Origin of the sequence: Streptomyces sp. NPDC058620, assembly GCF_042717135.1 — a bacterium.
GTDB lineage: Bacteria > Actinomycetota > Actinomycetes > Streptomycetales > Streptomycetaceae > Streptomyces.
This window is the reverse complement of sequence record NZ_JBHXQO010000008.1, coordinates 205,666-220,324: the sequence shown is the minus strand read 5'-3', so window position 1 is coordinate 220,324 and position 14,659 is coordinate 205,666. Positions and strand designations below refer to the sequence as shown.

Here is a 14,659-nt window from a genome sequence, read left to right as displayed (position 1 = left end):
CATAAAACCACAAAAAATCTCGCCGCCCGCTCATTTTTTTTAAACCACACCCCCCCCCGCTGACCCCCCCGCCACGCCCCCGCGCGCCGGGGCCCCCCCTGGGGGGGGCGCGGGCCCCGCGGCCGTTCTAGCGTGTGCGCATGATCGAGCTGGAGGGCCTCACCAAGCGATTCGGCGACAAGGTCGCAGTCGACCACCTGTCGTGCCAGGTCAGACCCGGAATGGTGACGGGTTTCCTCGGTCCCAACGGGGCGGGCAAGTCGACCACGATGCGCATGATGCTCGATCTCGACAACCCCACCAGCGGCACGGTCCGCATCGACGGCAAGCACTACCGCGAGCTCGACGAACCCCTCAAGTACATCGGTGCGCTGCTCGACGCCAAGTCGATGCACGGGGGCCGCAGCGCGTACAACAATCTGCTCTGTCTCGCCCAGAGCAACCGCATCCCCACGAGCCGGGTCGCGGAGGTCCTCGACATGGTCGGGCTCAGCGCGGTGGCGCGGAAGAAATCGAAGGGTTTCTCGCTCGGCATGGGCCAGCGTCTGGGAATCGCTTCGGCGCTTCTCGGCAACCCCGAGATCCTGATGTTCGACGAACCCGTCAATGGTCTGGACCCCGAGGGAATTCACTGGATCAGAAATCTGATGAAGGCCCTCGCGGCAGAGGGCCGGACGATCTTCGTCTCGTCCCACCTGATGAGCGAAATGGCACTGACCGCAGATCACTTGATCGTCATCGGCCAGGGCAGGCTGCTCGCCGACACCTCGATGGCCGATTTCATTCACGACAACTCCCGCAGTTATGTACGGCTGCGTTCGCCGCAGCAGGAGCGACTGCGCGATGTGCTGCACGGGGAGAGCATCGTCGCCACCGAGTCGGGCAACGGCACCCTGGAGATCGACGGCGCCACCACGGAGGCGATCGGCGAGCTCGCCGCCCGGCACCAGATCGTGCTGCACGAACTCAGTTCCCAGCGGGCCTCGCTGGAAGAGGCGTTCATGCAGATGACCGCCGGTTCCGTGGAGTATCACGCGCATTCGGAACGCGACGGCGCACCACCGCCTCCCGCGGGTCCGCAGTGGGGCGGCGAGTGGAACCGGTCCGCGGGCGGCGTTTCCGATCACGGCAAGGGAGCATGACCACGATGGCATCGGTACCCGCGGTCCTGACCTCGGAGTGGACCAAGATCCGTACGGTCTCCTCGACCACCTGGACGCTCATCTCCGCGTTCGCCGTCACCGTCGCCATGGGCGCGGCGCTCTGCGCGTTGCTGAACTCCCAGTTCGACGATCTCTCGGACGCCGAGCGTGCCACCTTCGACCCGACCTTCGTCAGCTTCTCCGGGATGATTCTCGGTCAGCTCGCGATGGTGGTCTTCGGCGTGCTGGTGGTCGGTACGGAGTACAGCTCCGGCATGATCCGTACGTCGCTGGCGGCCGTGCCCCAGCGCGCGACGTTCCTCTTCAGCAAGATCGCGGTGGCGGGCGTCCTCGCCCTGGCGGTCGGCCTCGCGACCAGCTTCATCACCTTCTTCCTCGGCCAGGCACTGCTCGGCGACCACCGCACGGACCTCGGCGCGGACAACGTCCTGCGCGCGGTGTTCGGCGGTGGCATCTACATGGGTCTGATCGCGATCTTCTCGATGGGCGTGGCCACGATGCTGCGCAGCTCGATGCTCTCGCTCGGCATCCTGATGCCCTTCTTCTTCCTCGTCTCGCAGATCCTGTCGGCGGTCCCGGGCGCCAAGAACGTGGCCCGTTACTTCCCCGACCAGGCCGGATCGAAGATCATGCAGGTGGTTCCCGACGCCATGAACAGCGACCCCGCGCCGTACGGACCATGGGGAGGACTCGGCATCCTGCTGGTCTGGGTGGTGGCCGCGCTGGTCGGTGGATACGTCGTGCTGAAGAAGCGGGACGCGTAACAACTTGGCTGGAACCGGCAAGGCGTGGTTATCCTCCTAACTCTTACGGGGGCGTGCGGCCGGGTGGCCTGTGCCCCGACGACAGATAAGTCGATGGGGCTGGAGAATGATCGAGGCAGTCGGCCTGACCAAGCGCTACGGCGCCAAGACGGCCGTGCACAACCTTTCCTTCCAGGTGCGGCCGGGAGCCGTCACCGGGTTCCTCGGTCCCAACGGGTCCGGTAAATCCACCACCATGCGCATGATGCTCGGTCTGGACACTCCGACCGCGGGCCATGTGACGATCGGCGGCCATGCCTTCCGCAGCCTGCCGAACGCACCGCGCCAGGTGGGCGCGCTGCTCGACGCCAAGGCCGTGCACGGCGGCCGCAGCGCCAGGAACCACCTCCTCTCGCTGGCTCAGCTGTCCGGTATCCCCGCAGCCCGCGTCGACGAGGTCCTCGGCGTCGTGGGTCTCCAGGACGTGGCACGCAAGCGGTCCAAGGGCTTCTCGCTCGGCATGGGACAGCGGCTCGGCATCGCGGCGGCCATGCTCGGCGATCCGCAGGTGCTCCTCTTCGACGAGCCGGTCAACGGTCTCGACCCCGAGGGCATCCTCTGGGTGCGCAACCTCATGAAGATGCTGGCCTCGGAGGGGCGTACGGTCTTCGTCTCCAGCCACCTGATGAGCGAGATGGCGCTGACCGCCGATCACCTCATCGTGATCGGCCGCGGCCAGCTGCTCGCCGACATGAGCGTCACGGACTTCATCTCCGCCAACTCGGCCGACTTCGCCCGCGTCCGGGTCCCTTCGGACCTTCCGGAGCAGCGCGAGAAGCTCATGGCCTCGCTCACCGAGGCGGGCGGCCAGGTCATGTCGGAGCCGGACGGGGCCCTGCGGGTCACCGGTCTCCAGCTGCCCCGGATCAGCGATCTGGCGCACGGCGCCGACGTGCGGCTGTGGGAGCTCTCGCCGCACCAGGCGTCGCTGGAGGAGGCGTACATGCGGATGACGCAGGGCGCCGTGGACTACCGCTCGACCGTGGACGCCAAGGCCGCGCTCCAGCAGCAGGCTCCGACGGGCTACGGACAGCAGCCCGGCTACGCGCAGCCGCAGCCGCAGCCCGAGATGGCGCAGCAGGGCTGGTACGCCCCGCCGCCGCCCGGACAGAACCCGTACGCGGCCGCTCCGGCGCCCGCCGCGCCTCCGGCCCAGGCCCCCGCACCGGCCGCGCCCGCCGCCGCCCCCGCAGAACCGACCAAGCGCGAGACCAGCGAGGACTCCCGATGACGACGCCGGCGCCCCAGGCCCCGTACCAGCCCCCGCAGCAGGCCCCGGCGCCGCAGAACTGGCAGGGCGCTCACGGGGGCCTCTACAACTCGCCTATCCCGGTGCGCCGCGCGAGCCTCGGCGACGCGATCGCCTCCGAGTGGACGAAGATCCGCTCCGTACGGTCCACGATGTGGACGCTCGGCGTGATGATCGTGCTGCTGCTCGGCATCGGGCTGCTGTCCGCGATCGCCGTCAGCGCGTCGGACGCCGATCTCGGGAACACGCCGGTGCTCAGCCTCGGCTTCTTCGGGGTGCTCCTCGGCTCGATCTGCGTGATCACGCTCGGCGTGCTGACCATCGCGTCGGAGTACGGCACCGGCATGATCCGTACGACGCTGACCGCCTGCCCCAGCCGTTCCCGGGTGCTGACCGCGAAGGCGATCGTCTTCTTCCTGCTGTCCTTCGTGATCACCACGGTGACGACCGCGGTCGTCGGCGTCCTCCAGACGGCCATGCTGGACGGCGTGGAGCCCACGGGCGACGACTGGCTGCGCTCCACGGTGGGGGTCGGCCTCTACGTCGCGACACTCGGACTGCTCTCGCTCGCGCTCGGCGCGCTGATCCGGCACTCGGCCGGCGCGATCACCATCATGATCGCCGTGGTGCTTCTGCCGCTGGTGCTGGCGATGTTCATGTTCTCGGAGACGCTGGCCGACCTGCAGAGGGCGCTCTTCGAGTACTCGATCCCCAACCAGCTCGGCGCCTTCTACGACGCCTCGGTCACCACCTCGGGGCCGTCCGGCTGGGAGCCGCTGTGGATCATCCTCGGCGTGACCACCGTGACCATGGCCGCCGCCTACTTCACGCTGGACCGCCGCGACGTGTGATGTCCGGTGTCCTGCCCGTCGTTCAGTAGCGCGGAGCGTTCCTGGACCGCTGTACCCGTGTGGTGCGGCGGTCCCTCGCGTTCCAGCAAGCCTTGTGCCAGTGCCTGCGGTCGTCGATGCCGCCGAACTCGGGCCAGGCGACGAGATGCGGGACGCCGGACGGGATCTCCTGGTCGCAGCCGGGGCAGCGGTACCGTTTCCCCGCCGCGCTCGCTCCGCTCACCGGGCGCACCGACCACTCCTCGCCCTGCCAGCTCTCGGTGGCGCCACCTCCGCCGTACCGCTCCCCCTCAGCGAATGGCCTGCTGGTGGGGCTCTCCCCGCCTCGGGGGCGGTTGCGGCGCGGGGACACGTGACACCTCATGGGGGCAGAACGGGCGGCTTACCGTCCAGCGTAGGCCCATCGGGCCCGCCGACCGGCCCGTACGGCAGGAGACCGCGGCCCGCACCGGGAGGGAGTTACCGGAAAATCGCAACAACTTCTGCGTGGACCGTGCCTTTGGCACGTGTCAGACGTTGTTGCCTACGGGGGAGAACCGCGTCGGCCGCAAGGAGGTAACAGGCGATGCGCGTCGGAACGTTCGTACTGGCAGCCCAGTTTCCGGGCCAGGGGCAGGGTGAGGCACTGCACCGTGCCATCCGCTCCACGGAGGTCGCGGAGGAATCCGGACTCGACTCGGTCTGGCTGGCGGAACACCACTTCGTGCCGTACGGGGTATGCCCCTCCGCCGTCACACTGGCCGCGCTGCTGCTCGGCCGCACCCGCAGAATCCGGGTCGGCACGGCGGTGAGCGTGCTGCCGACCCAGCACCCCGTCGCCCTCGGCGAGCAGGCCGCGCTGCTGCACATCACCAGCGGAGGCCGGTTCTCCCTCGGGGTGGGGCGGGGCGGCCCCTGGGTGGACCTGGAGGTGTTCGGCGGGGGCCTCGCGGCGTACGAGCGGGACTTCCCCGAATCGCTGGAGCTGCTGCTCGACTGGCTGCGCAAGCCCCGGGTGGCAGGCACCGGGGAGCGGTTCGGCTTCCGCGAGGTGGCGGTCGTGCCGCGCTCCGACGAGCTCCTCACCGAGGGCCCGGCAGGCCCCGGGGGGCCGGAGGTGATCGTGGCGTGCACCTCGCCGAAGAGTGTCCGGCTCGCCGCAGCGAAGGCGCTGCCGATGCTTCTGGGCATGCACTGCGGGGACGAGGAGAAGGCCGAGATGGTGGCTCTGTGGCGTACGGCCGCCCGGGAGGCCGGTCATTCGCCCGACGTCGTGAACAGCGTCGGACATGTGTCCGCAGGGGTGGCCCAGATCGCGGACAGGCCGGCCGACGCCATGGAGACGCTCGTGAAGGCGATGCCGGGCTGGCTCAAACAGGGGCTGGACGCCCATGTGACGGTCGACGGCAGACACCGGGTGATGCGCGACCCCGTCGCCTATACGGAACTGCTGTGCGGCATGCATCCGGTGGGCCCGCCCCGCCTCGCGGCCGACCGCCTCGCGGCGACCGCGGAGCGGACCGGCATCACCCGCTTCGCGCTCCTGGTCGAGGGCTCGGGCGACCTCGCCGCGACCGAGGAGAACGTGCAACGGCTGGGCACCGAGGTACTGCCGCTGCTGACGTGATGCGTTCATTCCGGTGGTCCCGGTGGTCCAGGTAGTTCTGGTGGTGCTCATGGTGCCGGTGTGCTGGTGGTACGGGAGCTGCCGCCCCGGAGCCTGTCGCACCTCCCGCGGCCCGGAGCGGCAGCAGAAGCGTTCAGCAGTCCCGTAGTTCCGGCGACTGGTTGAGCAACTGGCCCCTCACCGAGGTGAAACGGGCCAGACGCTCGTCGACCGAAGCGTCCAGGGGGAACACCGCCAGGCGGTGGCAGTTCTGGAAGGCCAGACGCACTCCGAAGTGCCGCTGAAGTGCGCCACGTATCGCATCACTCGCGAGTGCACGCAGCAGCTGACCACGTGCCTGCTCGTCCGGCGGCGGCGTCTGGTTGTCGGCGAACTCTCCGCCGTCGACCTTCAGCTGGGCCACCAGAGAGCTGACCATCTCCCATGCGTAGGGCAGGGAGGTCCGGACGCAGTCGACGAAGTCGGCTTCGTCGACCTCGCCTCGCTCGGCCTGTTCCAACAGCGCCGGTGAGACGTCGAGCGACATGGGTTCTCCTCTCGCGACCCCGACGGTTGGCCGGGGCCTTACGGGCAGGGAAGGAGGACGGCGACGCAGCGTACACAGACGGCGACCTCCTGCTTACACGGTAAGCGCGCAGTCCGGGCCGCACCAGGAGATTGGGAACACAACCGGCCAATAACGAAGGCTCCTAAAGAGGGGCAAGACCGATGGGGCGGGTCGTGCGCATGGGGCGGACAGCCGGGGGAATCGCGTGGAGCACCCGTCGTCGAGTAGCGTTGCCGACCATGCGTCTCGTCATCGCCCGTTGCTCCGTCGACTACGCGGGCCGGCTCACCGCCCACCTGCCCTCCGCCCCCCGTCTGATCCTGGTGAAGGCGGACGGCAGTGTGTCGATCCACGCCGACGACCGGGCGTACAAACCGCTCAACTGGATGTCCCCGCCGTGCTCCCTGAAGGAGGGCGCCGACGGTGACGAAGGCATCTGGACGGTGGTGAACAAAGCGGGCGAGAAACTGATCATCACGATGGAGGAAATCCTCCACGACTCCTCGCACGAACTGGGCGTCGACCCCGGCCTGATCAAGGACGGCGTGGAAGCGCACCTCCAGGAGCTCCTGGCCGACCGGATCGAGATCCTCGGCGAGGGCCACACGCTGATCCGCCGCGAGTACCCCACCGCCATCGGCCCCGTGGACATCCTGTGCCGCGACGCGGACGGCGGGACGGTGGCCGTGGAGCTGAAGCGCCGCGGCGACATCGACGGTGTGGAGCAGCTGACCCGCTATCTGGAGCTGCTCAACCGCGATCCCCATCTCGCCCCGGTGAAGGGCATCTTCGCGGCCCAGGAGATCAAGCCGCAGGCGCGGGTCCTGGCGACGGACCGCGGCATCGGCTGCGTGGTCCTGGACTACAACGCGATGCGGGGCATCGAGGACGACAAGCTGCGCCTGTTCTGACCGACGGTTCCTGCGTCCTCAATCGCCGGACGGGCTTGATTTTGCGCCCGTCCGGCGATCTGACGACGAGGTTCAGGCAGCCCCGTCTTCGGCAGTCGTGTCCAGCGTCGGCCCACTCGCCGAGTCGGAGTTGGACGGCTGTGTCTGCGTCTCCGTATCCGTCGGGGTCGGAGTCGGTGATTCCGAAGCCGTTTCGGACGGAGTCGGGGACGACGGCGAGGGGCTGCTCGGAGACTCGGTCGGTGACTTAGTAGGCGACTTCGTCGCTGACTTGGTCGGCCCGCTCGGCGTACTCGGCTCCCCGCTCGCCGGGTCGTCCGTAGTCGGGGTCGAGCCCGGGTCCGGTTCGCCCGCGGACGGGGTGGCGTCAGCGGACGGAGTGGCCTGGCCGGACGGGCCCGGTGACCCGGTGCCCTCGGCGGGCTTACCGCTCTTGGCGGGCGCGCCGTCCGTCGGCTCCTCCGCCGGAAAGCCGTTCTCGCCGTCGTCCTCGTCGGCGGACTGCTCGGTCGTCACGTTCCGGCTGTCCGGCTCCTCGCCGCCCGAGGTCGTCCCGAGCGCGACGACCGTGCCGAGCACCGCGACCAGCAGTGCTCCCGCACCGGCCCCGACAAGATTGCGCCGGGCGCCACGAAGGAACGCGGGCCCCCGGCGCACCGGGGTGTCCTCGCGGGAGACGACCGCGGTCGTCTCGGCGGACACGGGCTGCCGGGGAAAGAGCGGCAGTGCCGCGGGGATGCCGGCGGGCGGCGAAGCCGCCTCCTCGTACCGCGCGGCCGCGAGCTCCTCGCCCGCCGGGGCACGGCCACCGGGCAGCGGTCCGCCGGAGCGGTCCGCGACGAGGGCGAGCGCCCTGCGCCCTGCCACCGCTCCGGACTTGTCGGCGAGCGCGCCGCGCATGCCGATCGAGGCTTCCAGTTCGGCCCTGGCCCGTTCGAGATGGCCGGTACAGAGCGCGAGTACGCCCAACTCGTGGTGGAAGTAGGCTTCCTCGGCCACCTCACCGGCGATCCTGGCGCCCTCCTGGCCCATCCTGAGGGCCTTCTCCCAGGCTCCCCACTGCATTCCGGCGGCGAAGGCCGGAGAGGCGCTGCGGGCCAGCAGCACGGCGACGCTGGCCTGTCCGGCACGGTCACCGGGCACCAGCTGTGCCAGCGCGGCGAGCATGGCATCGGCCTCGGCGACCACCCGCTCGGACGTGACCGAAGGATGTCCCGCCCACCAGGCGTAGTGCTGGGCGGCGGTCCTGGCGCGGTCGGCGACGCCCTCGCCGTACCCGCCGGCCTCCAGCTGGGCGACGACGCCGGCCGCGAGCCGGTAGCGGGGGCCGGCCGGGGAGAGCAGACCGCATCCGGCGAGCTCGCCGAGGGCGGCGTCCGCGTGGGTGTCCCCCACGAGCGCCGGCAGATGCGCCTGGTGCGGCACCTCACCGCCGAGCGCGACGGCGAAGCGCAGGGTTTCGCGCGCGGCCTCGCTCAGCCGGGAGGCGAGCAGCACCGCGGGGGCCGCGCCCTCTCCCAGGCTGGGCAGCGGCGGCGCGGGCACGTCCTCGGGCGCGGGGGGCGCCGCGGAGCCGTACGCGTCGAAGGCTTCGGGATCGCGCTGGAGGTCCCGGTGGCGCAGCAGCGCGCCTGCCTGAACGAAGCGCAGGGGCAGCCCCTCGGACTCGAACCAGAGGTCGCCCGCCCAGTTCGCCTCGTCCTCGGTGAGCGATCGTTCGACGACCTTCTCCAGCAGATCGATCGAGGCGCTGCGGCCGAGCCCGGTGAGGAAGAGCTCTTCCAGGTGCGAGTCGGGGCCGGGCGCGGCGACATCGGGTGTCGTGGCCAGGACGAACGCGCACTCGGGCGTGGCGTCGAGCAGTTCGTCGAGCCCGGTGCCGCCGAACTCCAGGTCGTCGAGGACGACGACGGCGCCGATGCCCCGGATCAGTCCGAGGAGTTCTTCGCGGCCTGGGCGGTGCGAGGGCGCGCGGTGGACGGCCTCGAAGAGTGCGTACTGGAGGTCCGTGGCGGTGCGCTTGTGGCCGCTGAGCCGTACGACACCGTCGGGCGCCAGGTCGGCGCAGTCGGCGGCGACGGCGTTCAGCAGGGCGGTGCGACCCGATCCGGCGGGGCCGGTCACCCGTACCGACCGTCCGCGCGCCAGCAGCCGTACCAGTCGCTCGCGGAGCTCCTGGCGTTCCAGGAGCGGGAGTTGCGGGCCGGGCGGTCCCGGCGGTACGGACGGAGCGGCGGCGCGTTCGCGGTCCGCGCGCTCGGTGGCGGTGTGCCGTACGGGTGCCTCGGGCTGCCGGCCCGGCGGGCAGGGTTCGACCTCGCTGCCGTCGACGGGATTGACCGTGAGGAGCAGGTCGCCCGCTATGAGCTGGACCGTGCGGGCCTGCTGCGGTTTCTGGAGCCCGAAGTCGGGTGTCAGCGGTTCACGGGACTGCCGTTGCGGCATGCCGTCCTCTTCGAAGCCGTCGTGGTCCCGGCCGTTCTCCTCGGGTCCCCGGTTGTTCGGGTCCATTGCAAAGTCCCCCAGATGCGTCGCGTGTCCCTCCCGGCCTCGCACGCCTCGCTGTCGCTTCTGGTCCGGTGTCCGCCCATGGGTCCGTCAGTCGGCAGACGGCCGAACCCTAAACCTTCGCACAGTATCTACGAACGGGCGGGGTGCCGCGCCGCCCGGGACATCACGGTCTCGTGAGGATTGTGCGTGCGACTCCGTCGGGTCCTGCCGGAGGAGAACTCAGACGCGCGGCAGTGACTCCGCCGCGATTCCGCCCTCGATGGCCAGGATGCGGTGCAGCCTGGTCGCGACGAGCAGGCGCTGCATCTGCGGCGGTACGCCGCGGAGCACGAGCCGGCGGCCGGCCCGGCCGGCCCGTCGGTGTGCGCCCATGATGACGCCGAGTCCGGTGGCGTCCCAGGAATCGAGCTCGGTCAGGTTCAGCACGAGATCGCCGACGCCGTCGTCGACGGCCGAGTGCAGGACCGTACGGGCGTCCGCCGCGCTTCGGACGTCGAGGCGGCCCCCGACGACCAGCTCGGCGTGGTCGCCCCTGATGTGCATATGCGCTCCCCGGGAATGCTCCGTAGCAAGGTCCGTCTGTCTTTTCTGTCTCTGCCACAACTGACTGCCGCAACGACAAGGAGGTTGCCGTCTGTAAGCGAACCGATACCGAATTCACTCCGTGGAGTGACGTCGGCCCGCTCGATGCTGACTGATCCCGGTGAACCGGACTCCTCCGGTTGACCGGGGCCCCGGGCCCGATCGACGGCAGATCGGGCGGCCCGGGACATGATCGATTCTCAGTAGGTGTAGAAGCCCTGCCCGCTCTTGCGGCCGATGTCACCTGCATCGACCATCCGGCGCATCAGCTCCGGAGCCGCGAACTTCTCGTCCTGCGACTCCGTGTAGATGTTGCCGGTGGCGTGCAGCAGGATGTCGACGCCGGTCAGGTCGGCTGTGGCGAGGGGGCCCATGGCGTGACCGAAGCCCAGCTTGCAGGCGGTGTCGATGTCCTCGGCCGAGGCGACGCCCGACTCGTACAGCTTGGCGGCCTCGACGACCAGCGCCGAGATGAGGCGCGTGGTGACGAAACCCGCGACGTCGCGGTTGACGACGATGCAGGTCTTGCCGACCGACTCGGCGAACTCCCGTGCGGTGGCGAGGGCTTCGTCGCTCGTCTTGTAGCCGCGTACCAGCTCGCAGAGCTGCATCATCGGGACCGGCGAGAAGAAGTGCACGCCGACGACCCGCTCGGGGCGCTCCGTCACGGCGGCGATCTTGGTGATCGGGATGGCGGAGGTGTTGGAGGCGAGCACGGCGTCCTCGCGCACGATCTTGTCGAGCGCGCGGAAGATCTCGTGCTTGACCTCCAGCTTCTCGAAGACGGCCTCGACGACGACATCCGCGTCGGCGACGCCGTCGAGGTCCGTGGTCGTCGTGATGCGGGCGAGCGCGGCCTCGGCGTCGGCCGCCTCCAGCTTGCCCTTGGAGACGAACCGGTCGTACGACGCCTTGATGCCGTCCAGGCCGCGGGCCAGTGCCGCGTCGGTGACGTCGCGCAGGACGACGTCCCAGCCCGCCTGGGCGGAGACCTGCGCGATCCCGGACCCCATGAGTCCGGCCCCGATGACGGCGAGCTTCCTGGCCACGTTTGCACCCCTTTGGATAACGGTTGTTCACACGCTCTCCGGCGGAGATTAGTACCCGTGAGGGGCCCTGGGGAGACGAAGAGATGCGCGTCACGTCTCAAATGACGGACATCACACTGGTACGCCTCATTCGGTGGCGCCCGACGTGCAGTTGGCCACCTGCGTCCCCACGGGGGCGGGTACGTATCTAGGCTGGCCCCATGGTCAATCTGACGCGCATCTACACCCGCACCGGCGACAAGGGCACCACGGCACTCGGTGACATGAGCCGGACCGCCAAGACCGATCTGCGGATCGCGGCGTACGCCGACGCGAACGAGGCCAACGCCGTCATCGGTACGGCCGTCGCGCTCGGACAGCTGCCCGAGGACGTGGTGAAGGTCCTCGTCCGTGTCCAGAACGACCTCTTCGACGTCGGCGCGGACCTGTCGACGCCGGTCGTCGAGGACCCGAAGTATCCGCCGCTGCGGGTCGAGCAGTCCTACATCGACAAGCTGGAGGCGGACTGCGACAGCTTCCTGGAGGAGCTGGAGAAGCTGCGCAGCTTCATCCTGCCGGGCGGTACGCCGGGGGCGGCGCTCCTGCACCAGGCGTGCACCGTCGTCCGGCGGGCCGAGCGGTCCACCTGGGCGGCGATCGAGGTGCACGGGGACGTGATGAACGCCCTGACCGCGACGTACCTCAACCGGCTGTCCGACCTCCTGTTCATCCTCGCGCGGACGGCTAACAAGGAGGTCGGGGACGTGCTGTGGGTGCCGGGCGGCGACCGCTGAGCACGGCCGGCCGGGCTTGAGGATCAGACCCCCTTGGGTGCCTGCTTCGGGAACAGGGTGTAGCTCCCGGCGACGATCAGGTTGATCCCGATCACCCACACCATCTTCTGCTGCCACATCTCCAGCGATCCGATGTCCCCGTCGTCCCCGACGTACCAGATCGCGGCCTGGAGCAGTGCCATGGCGGTCACCGCGGCGGTGGTCCAGCGGGCCGCCGTGCGCCACTCGTGGGCGGCCCGCGCCATGCCGTACTTCGGCGGCTTCACCGGCGGCGGACCGCCCGCGAAACGGTGGGCGAACCGGGCGTCCGCCCACTTGATCGCCGAGTGGCCCAGTCCCACGGTGAACCCGATGTAGACCGCGGCCAGCCCGTGCTTCCAGTCGGGTTCGGCGCCGTTCTTGAGGTCGATGGCCGTGACGACCAGCAGCACGACCTCCAGCAGCGGTTCGCACAGCAGCACCGCGGCGCCGAGCCGGGGCTTCTTCGCCAGGTAACGCAGCGCGAGTCCCGCGGCCAGCAGCACCCAGAAGCCGACTTCGCAGAGCACGATCAGAATGACGATCACGGTTCTTCTCCTCCCGGTCCCCTCCAGACTCGCGGGTGAGAGGCGCCGGGTCGTCGTCGCCAGTGACGAAGCCCGACTGCATCCTTCGATGTACCCACGGCTCCCCCGCCGCGCGGAGGTCCGCCGCGCGGCGGCCGTGTTGGATGGGAGGGTGCTCACTGTCTCCCGCCCCCACCGCCACGACGTACTGATCGCGGCCGTCGGGCTGTCCGGCGGTCTGGCCCTCTGGCTGATCGGTCTGCACATGCAGGGCCCGCGGCCGTTCGACGAGCCCTGGATGGCGCTGGTGCCCCTCGCCGTGATGGCCGGGCTCGAACTGCTGCGCAGAAGCGCCCCGCTGACGGCTCTGCTCGTCGCCGTACCGGCCCTGGTCGCCGACCAGTTCACGGTCGGGAGTCTGGCCACCGTGCTGATGTTCACGGACGTCGTGTACGCGGCCGTGGTGTACGGGTCCCCGGCCGTGGCCCGTCGTATCCCGGTGACCTCGTTCCTGGTCACGGTCGGGGTGACGATCGGCTTCCTGGCCTGGTTCCGTACGGCGGAGGCGCTGTTGATCGGCGTGGTCACCGGCCTCGTGTCCTTCGCGCCCGCCATCACCGGCGTCAGTGTGCGCAACCACCGCGACGCGGCGGAGACCGCCCGGCTGCGGGCCGACCAGACCGCGCTGCTCGCCGAGATGGACCGCGCCCAGGCGGTGACCGCCGAGCGGGCGCGGATGGCGCGCGAGCTGCACGACATGGTGGCCAACCACCTCTCCGCGATCGCCATCCACTCCACCGCGGCGCTCTCCATCGACGACCCGGGCACCTCCCGCGAGGCGCTCGGGGTGATCCGTGAGAACAGCGTCGAGGGGCTGGCCGAGATGCGACGGCTCATCGGGCTGCTCCGGCACAGCGGGACGGAGGACGGACCGAGCGCGGCACCGACCCTCGCCTCGCTGGACGTCCTCGTCGAGCAGGCCCGTACCAACGGTGCGACGAGCGGCCTGACCTGCACGCTGGAGGACGCGCGCGGAAAACCGGAACGGCTGCCCGCGCCGGTCGAGCTGGCCGCGTACCGCATCGTCCAGGAGTCCCTGACGAACGCGCTGAAGCACGCCGCTCCCGGTCCGGTGGTGGTGCGGCTCGCGCGCGAGGACGACGTGCTGTCGGTGGACGTCACCAGCGAGTTCGGGAGCCGGCCGGGGCCGCGTGCGCCCGGTTCGGGAGCGGGCCTGGTGGGCATGCGGGAGCGGGTCGCCCTGCTCGGCGGCACGATCGCGGCGGGCCCGGAGCCCGCGGCGGACGGCCGGAAGACCTGGCGGGTACGGGCCGAACTGCCCGTCGGCGAAAGGACGATGAGGTAATGACGATCCGGGTACTGGTCGCGGAGGACCAGTCGGCCGTACGCGCGGGGCTGGTGCTGATCCTGGGCAGCGCGCCGGACATCGAGGTCGTCGGGGAGGCGGGCGACGGCGAGGCGGCCGTGCGGCTGGCCAGGGAACTGCGCCCGGACGTCGTGCTGATGGATGTGCAGATGCCCCGGCTCGACGGGGTGTCGGCGACCCGGGAGGTGGTGGCGGAGAAGCTCGCGGACGTACTGGTCCTGACGACGTTCGATCTGGACGAGTACGTCTTCGGGGCACTTCGGGCCGGGGCGGCGGGCTTCCTGCTGAAGAACACCGACGCGCACGATCTGCTCCAGGCGGTCCGTACGGTGGCGCGCGGCGAGGGACTGATCGCCCCGGCGGTGACGCGCCGGCTGATCGCGGAGTTCGCCGGGGCCACCCCCGTACGCCGGGCGGACACCCCCGCTCCCCCGGGCCTGGAATCGCTCACTCGGCGGGAACGCGAGGTGCTCGGATGCCTGGGCGGGGGGCTGTCGAACGCGGAGATCGCGGTGCGGCTGTCGATGGCGGAAGCGACGGTGAAGACGCACGTCAGCAGGCTTCTGGGGAAGCTGGAGCTGCGGAGCCGGGCCCAAGCGGCGGTGATCGCTCAGGAGTTGGGCCTGTGAGGTTTGGTCCGGATCTTTGGTCTGGACCTCTTGACGATTGGTCCAGACCTTCC

At 70.1% G+C, this 14,659-nt stretch carries 15 protein-coding genes; 9 read left to right on the top strand and 6 right to left on the bottom strand.

The window, feature by feature from the left end:
- Positions 1–140 precede the first annotated feature (140 nt).
- The 4 genes from ACFWSK_RS11835 to ACFWSK_RS11820 all read left to right on the top strand — a co-directional run bounded on the left by ACFWSK_RS11835 (position 141) and on the right by ACFWSK_RS11820 (position 4,066).
- The gene (locus ACFWSK_RS11835; protein ID WP_383783724.1) at positions 141–1,142 is read left to right on the top strand and encodes an ATP-binding cassette domain-containing protein; all 1,002 of its coding nucleotides are present in this window, start codon (positions 141–143) and stop codon (positions 1,140–1,142) included.
- A 5-nt stretch (positions 1,143–1,147) separates the two neighbouring features.
- A complete protein-coding gene (locus ACFWSK_RS11830; RefSeq protein WP_383783723.1) occupies positions 1,148–1,927 on the top strand; it encodes an ABC transporter permease subunit in 780 nt (259 codons plus the stop codon).
- A gap of 106 nt (positions 1,928–2,033) precedes the next feature.
- Positions 2,034–3,197: an ABC transporter ATP-binding protein gene (locus ACFWSK_RS11825; RefSeq protein WP_383783722.1), complete on the top strand. Its 1,164-nt coding sequence runs from the start codon at positions 2,034–2,036 to the stop codon at positions 3,195–3,197.
- Positions 3,194–4,066, top strand: a complete 873-nt coding sequence (locus tag ACFWSK_RS11820) for an ABC transporter permease subunit (protein WP_383783721.1) — start codon at positions 3,194–3,196, stop codon at positions 4,064–4,066. The genes ACFWSK_RS11825 and ACFWSK_RS11820 overlap by 4 nt, the downstream gene beginning before the upstream one ends.
- Before the next feature lie 22 nt (positions 4,067–4,088).
- Here the strand turns inward: ACFWSK_RS11820 and ACFWSK_RS11815 are convergent, their stop codons facing one another.
- A complete protein-coding gene (locus ACFWSK_RS11815) occupies positions 4,089–4,418 on the bottom strand; it encodes an ATP/GTP-binding protein (protein WP_383783720.1) in 330 nt (109 codons plus the stop codon).
- 213 nt (positions 4,419–4,631) lie between these two features.
- Here ACFWSK_RS11815 and ACFWSK_RS11810 point away from each other — a divergent pair, with 213 nt between their 5' ends.
- The gene (locus tag ACFWSK_RS11810; RefSeq protein WP_383783719.1) at positions 4,632–5,672 is read left to right on the top strand and encodes an LLM class flavin-dependent oxidoreductase; all 1,041 of its coding nucleotides are present in this window, start codon (positions 4,632–4,634) and stop codon (positions 5,670–5,672) included.
- Between the two features lie 133 nt (positions 5,673–5,805).
- Here the strand turns inward: ACFWSK_RS11810 and ACFWSK_RS11805 are convergent, their stop codons facing one another.
- Positions 5,806–6,198, bottom strand: a complete 393-nt coding sequence (locus ACFWSK_RS11805; protein ID WP_383783718.1) for an SCO5389 family protein — start codon at positions 6,196–6,198, stop codon at positions 5,806–5,808.
- 260 nt (positions 6,199–6,458) lie between these two features.
- Here ACFWSK_RS11805 and nucS point away from each other — a divergent pair, with 260 nt between their 5' ends.
- Positions 6,459–7,130 carry an endonuclease NucS gene (gene nucS / locus ACFWSK_RS11800; RefSeq protein ID WP_383783717.1) on the top strand — a complete coding sequence of 224 codons (672 nt, stop codon included), beginning with the start codon at positions 6,459–6,461 and terminating at the stop codon, positions 7,128–7,130.
- A 72-nt stretch (positions 7,131–7,202) separates the two neighbouring features.
- On the opposite strand, the gene ACFWSK_RS11795 is transcribed toward nucS, so the two are convergent.
- The 3 genes from ACFWSK_RS11795 to ACFWSK_RS11785 all read right to left on the bottom strand — a co-directional run bounded on the left by ACFWSK_RS11795 (position 7,203) and on the right by ACFWSK_RS11785 (position 11,272).
- The gene (locus tag ACFWSK_RS11795; RefSeq protein ID WP_383783716.1) at positions 7,203–9,641 is read right to left on the bottom strand and encodes an ATP-binding protein; all 2,439 of its coding nucleotides are present in this window, start codon (positions 9,639–9,641) and stop codon (positions 7,203–7,205) included.
- 219 nt (positions 9,642–9,860) lie between these two features.
- A complete protein-coding gene (locus ACFWSK_RS11790; RefSeq protein WP_185298421.1) occupies positions 9,861–10,184 on the bottom strand; it encodes an STAS domain-containing protein in 324 nt (107 codons plus the stop codon).
- A gap of 239 nt (positions 10,185–10,423) precedes the next feature.
- The gene (locus ACFWSK_RS11785) at positions 10,424–11,272 is read right to left on the bottom strand and encodes a 3-hydroxyacyl-CoA dehydrogenase family protein (RefSeq protein ID WP_383783715.1); all 849 of its coding nucleotides are present in this window, start codon (positions 11,270–11,272) and stop codon (positions 10,424–10,426) included.
- Positions 11,273–11,472: 200 nt separating this feature from the next.
- Between ACFWSK_RS11785 and ACFWSK_RS11780 the strand changes: the two genes are divergently transcribed.
- Complete coding sequence (locus tag ACFWSK_RS11780) at positions 11,473–12,045, top strand: cob(I)yrinic acid a,c-diamide adenosyltransferase (RefSeq protein WP_383783714.1); 573 nt, start codon at positions 11,473–11,475, stop codon at positions 12,043–12,045.
- A 23-nt stretch (positions 12,046–12,068) separates the two neighbouring features.
- Here ACFWSK_RS11780 and ACFWSK_RS11775 read toward each other — a convergent pair whose 3' ends face one another.
- Positions 12,069–12,611 (bottom strand): hypothetical protein, encoded by a 543-nt coding sequence (locus tag ACFWSK_RS11775; protein ID WP_383783713.1) that lies wholly within the window; start codon positions 12,609–12,611, stop codon positions 12,069–12,071.
- A gap of 151 nt (positions 12,612–12,762) precedes the next feature.
- On the opposite strand from ACFWSK_RS11775, the gene ACFWSK_RS11770 reads away from it, so the two are divergent.
- The gene (locus ACFWSK_RS11770) at positions 12,763–13,956 is read left to right on the top strand and encodes a sensor histidine kinase (RefSeq protein WP_383783712.1); all 1,194 of its coding nucleotides are present in this window, start codon (positions 12,763–12,765) and stop codon (positions 13,954–13,956) included.
- On the top strand, positions 13,956–14,606 hold the full coding sequence (locus ACFWSK_RS11765) for a response regulator (RefSeq protein WP_383783711.1): 651 nt from the start codon (positions 13,956–13,958) through the stop codon (positions 14,604–14,606). The genes ACFWSK_RS11770 and ACFWSK_RS11765 overlap by 1 nt, the downstream gene beginning before the upstream one ends.
- Positions 14,607–14,659: the final 53 nt, after the last annotated feature.

Excerpts from the sequence above, each read along its gene's own strand:
- ACFWSK_RS11835 (WP_383783724.1), top strand. The coding sequence starts at position 141 with ATGATCGAGCTGGAGGGCCTCACCAAGCGATTCGGCGACAAGGTCGCA.
- ACFWSK_RS11830 (WP_383783723.1), top strand. The coding sequence starts at position 1,148 with ATGGCATCGGTACCCGCGGTCCTGACCTCGGAGTGGACCAAGATCCGT.
- ACFWSK_RS11825 (WP_383783722.1), top strand. The coding sequence starts at position 2,034 with ATGATCGAGGCAGTCGGCCTGACCAAGCGCTACGGCGCCAAGACGGCC.
- ACFWSK_RS11820 (WP_383783721.1), top strand. The coding sequence starts at position 3,194 with ATGACGACGCCGGCGCCCCAGGCCCCGTACCAGCCCCCGCAGCAGGCC.
- ACFWSK_RS11810 (WP_383783719.1), top strand. The coding sequence starts at position 4,632 with ATGCGCGTCGGAACGTTCGTACTGGCAGCCCAGTTTCCGGGCCAGGGG.
- ACFWSK_RS11805 (WP_383783718.1), bottom strand. The coding sequence starts at position 6,198 with ATGTCGCTCGACGTCTCACCGGCGCTGTTGGAACAGGCCGAGCGAGGC.
- nucS (WP_383783717.1), top strand. The coding sequence starts at position 6,459 with ATGCGTCTCGTCATCGCCCGTTGCTCCGTCGACTACGCGGGCCGGCTC.
- ACFWSK_RS11795 (WP_383783716.1), bottom strand. The coding sequence starts at position 9,641 with ATGGACCCGAACAACCGGGGACCCGAGGAGAACGGCCGGGACCACGAC.
- ACFWSK_RS11790 (WP_185298421.1), bottom strand. The coding sequence starts at position 10,184 with ATGCACATCAGGGGCGACCACGCCGAGCTGGTCGTCGGGGGCCGCCTC.
- ACFWSK_RS11780 (WP_383783714.1), top strand. The coding sequence starts at position 11,473 with ATGGTCAATCTGACGCGCATCTACACCCGCACCGGCGACAAGGGCACC.
- ACFWSK_RS11765 (WP_383783711.1), top strand. The coding sequence starts at position 13,956 with ATGACGATCCGGGTACTGGTCGCGGAGGACCAGTCGGCCGTACGCGCG.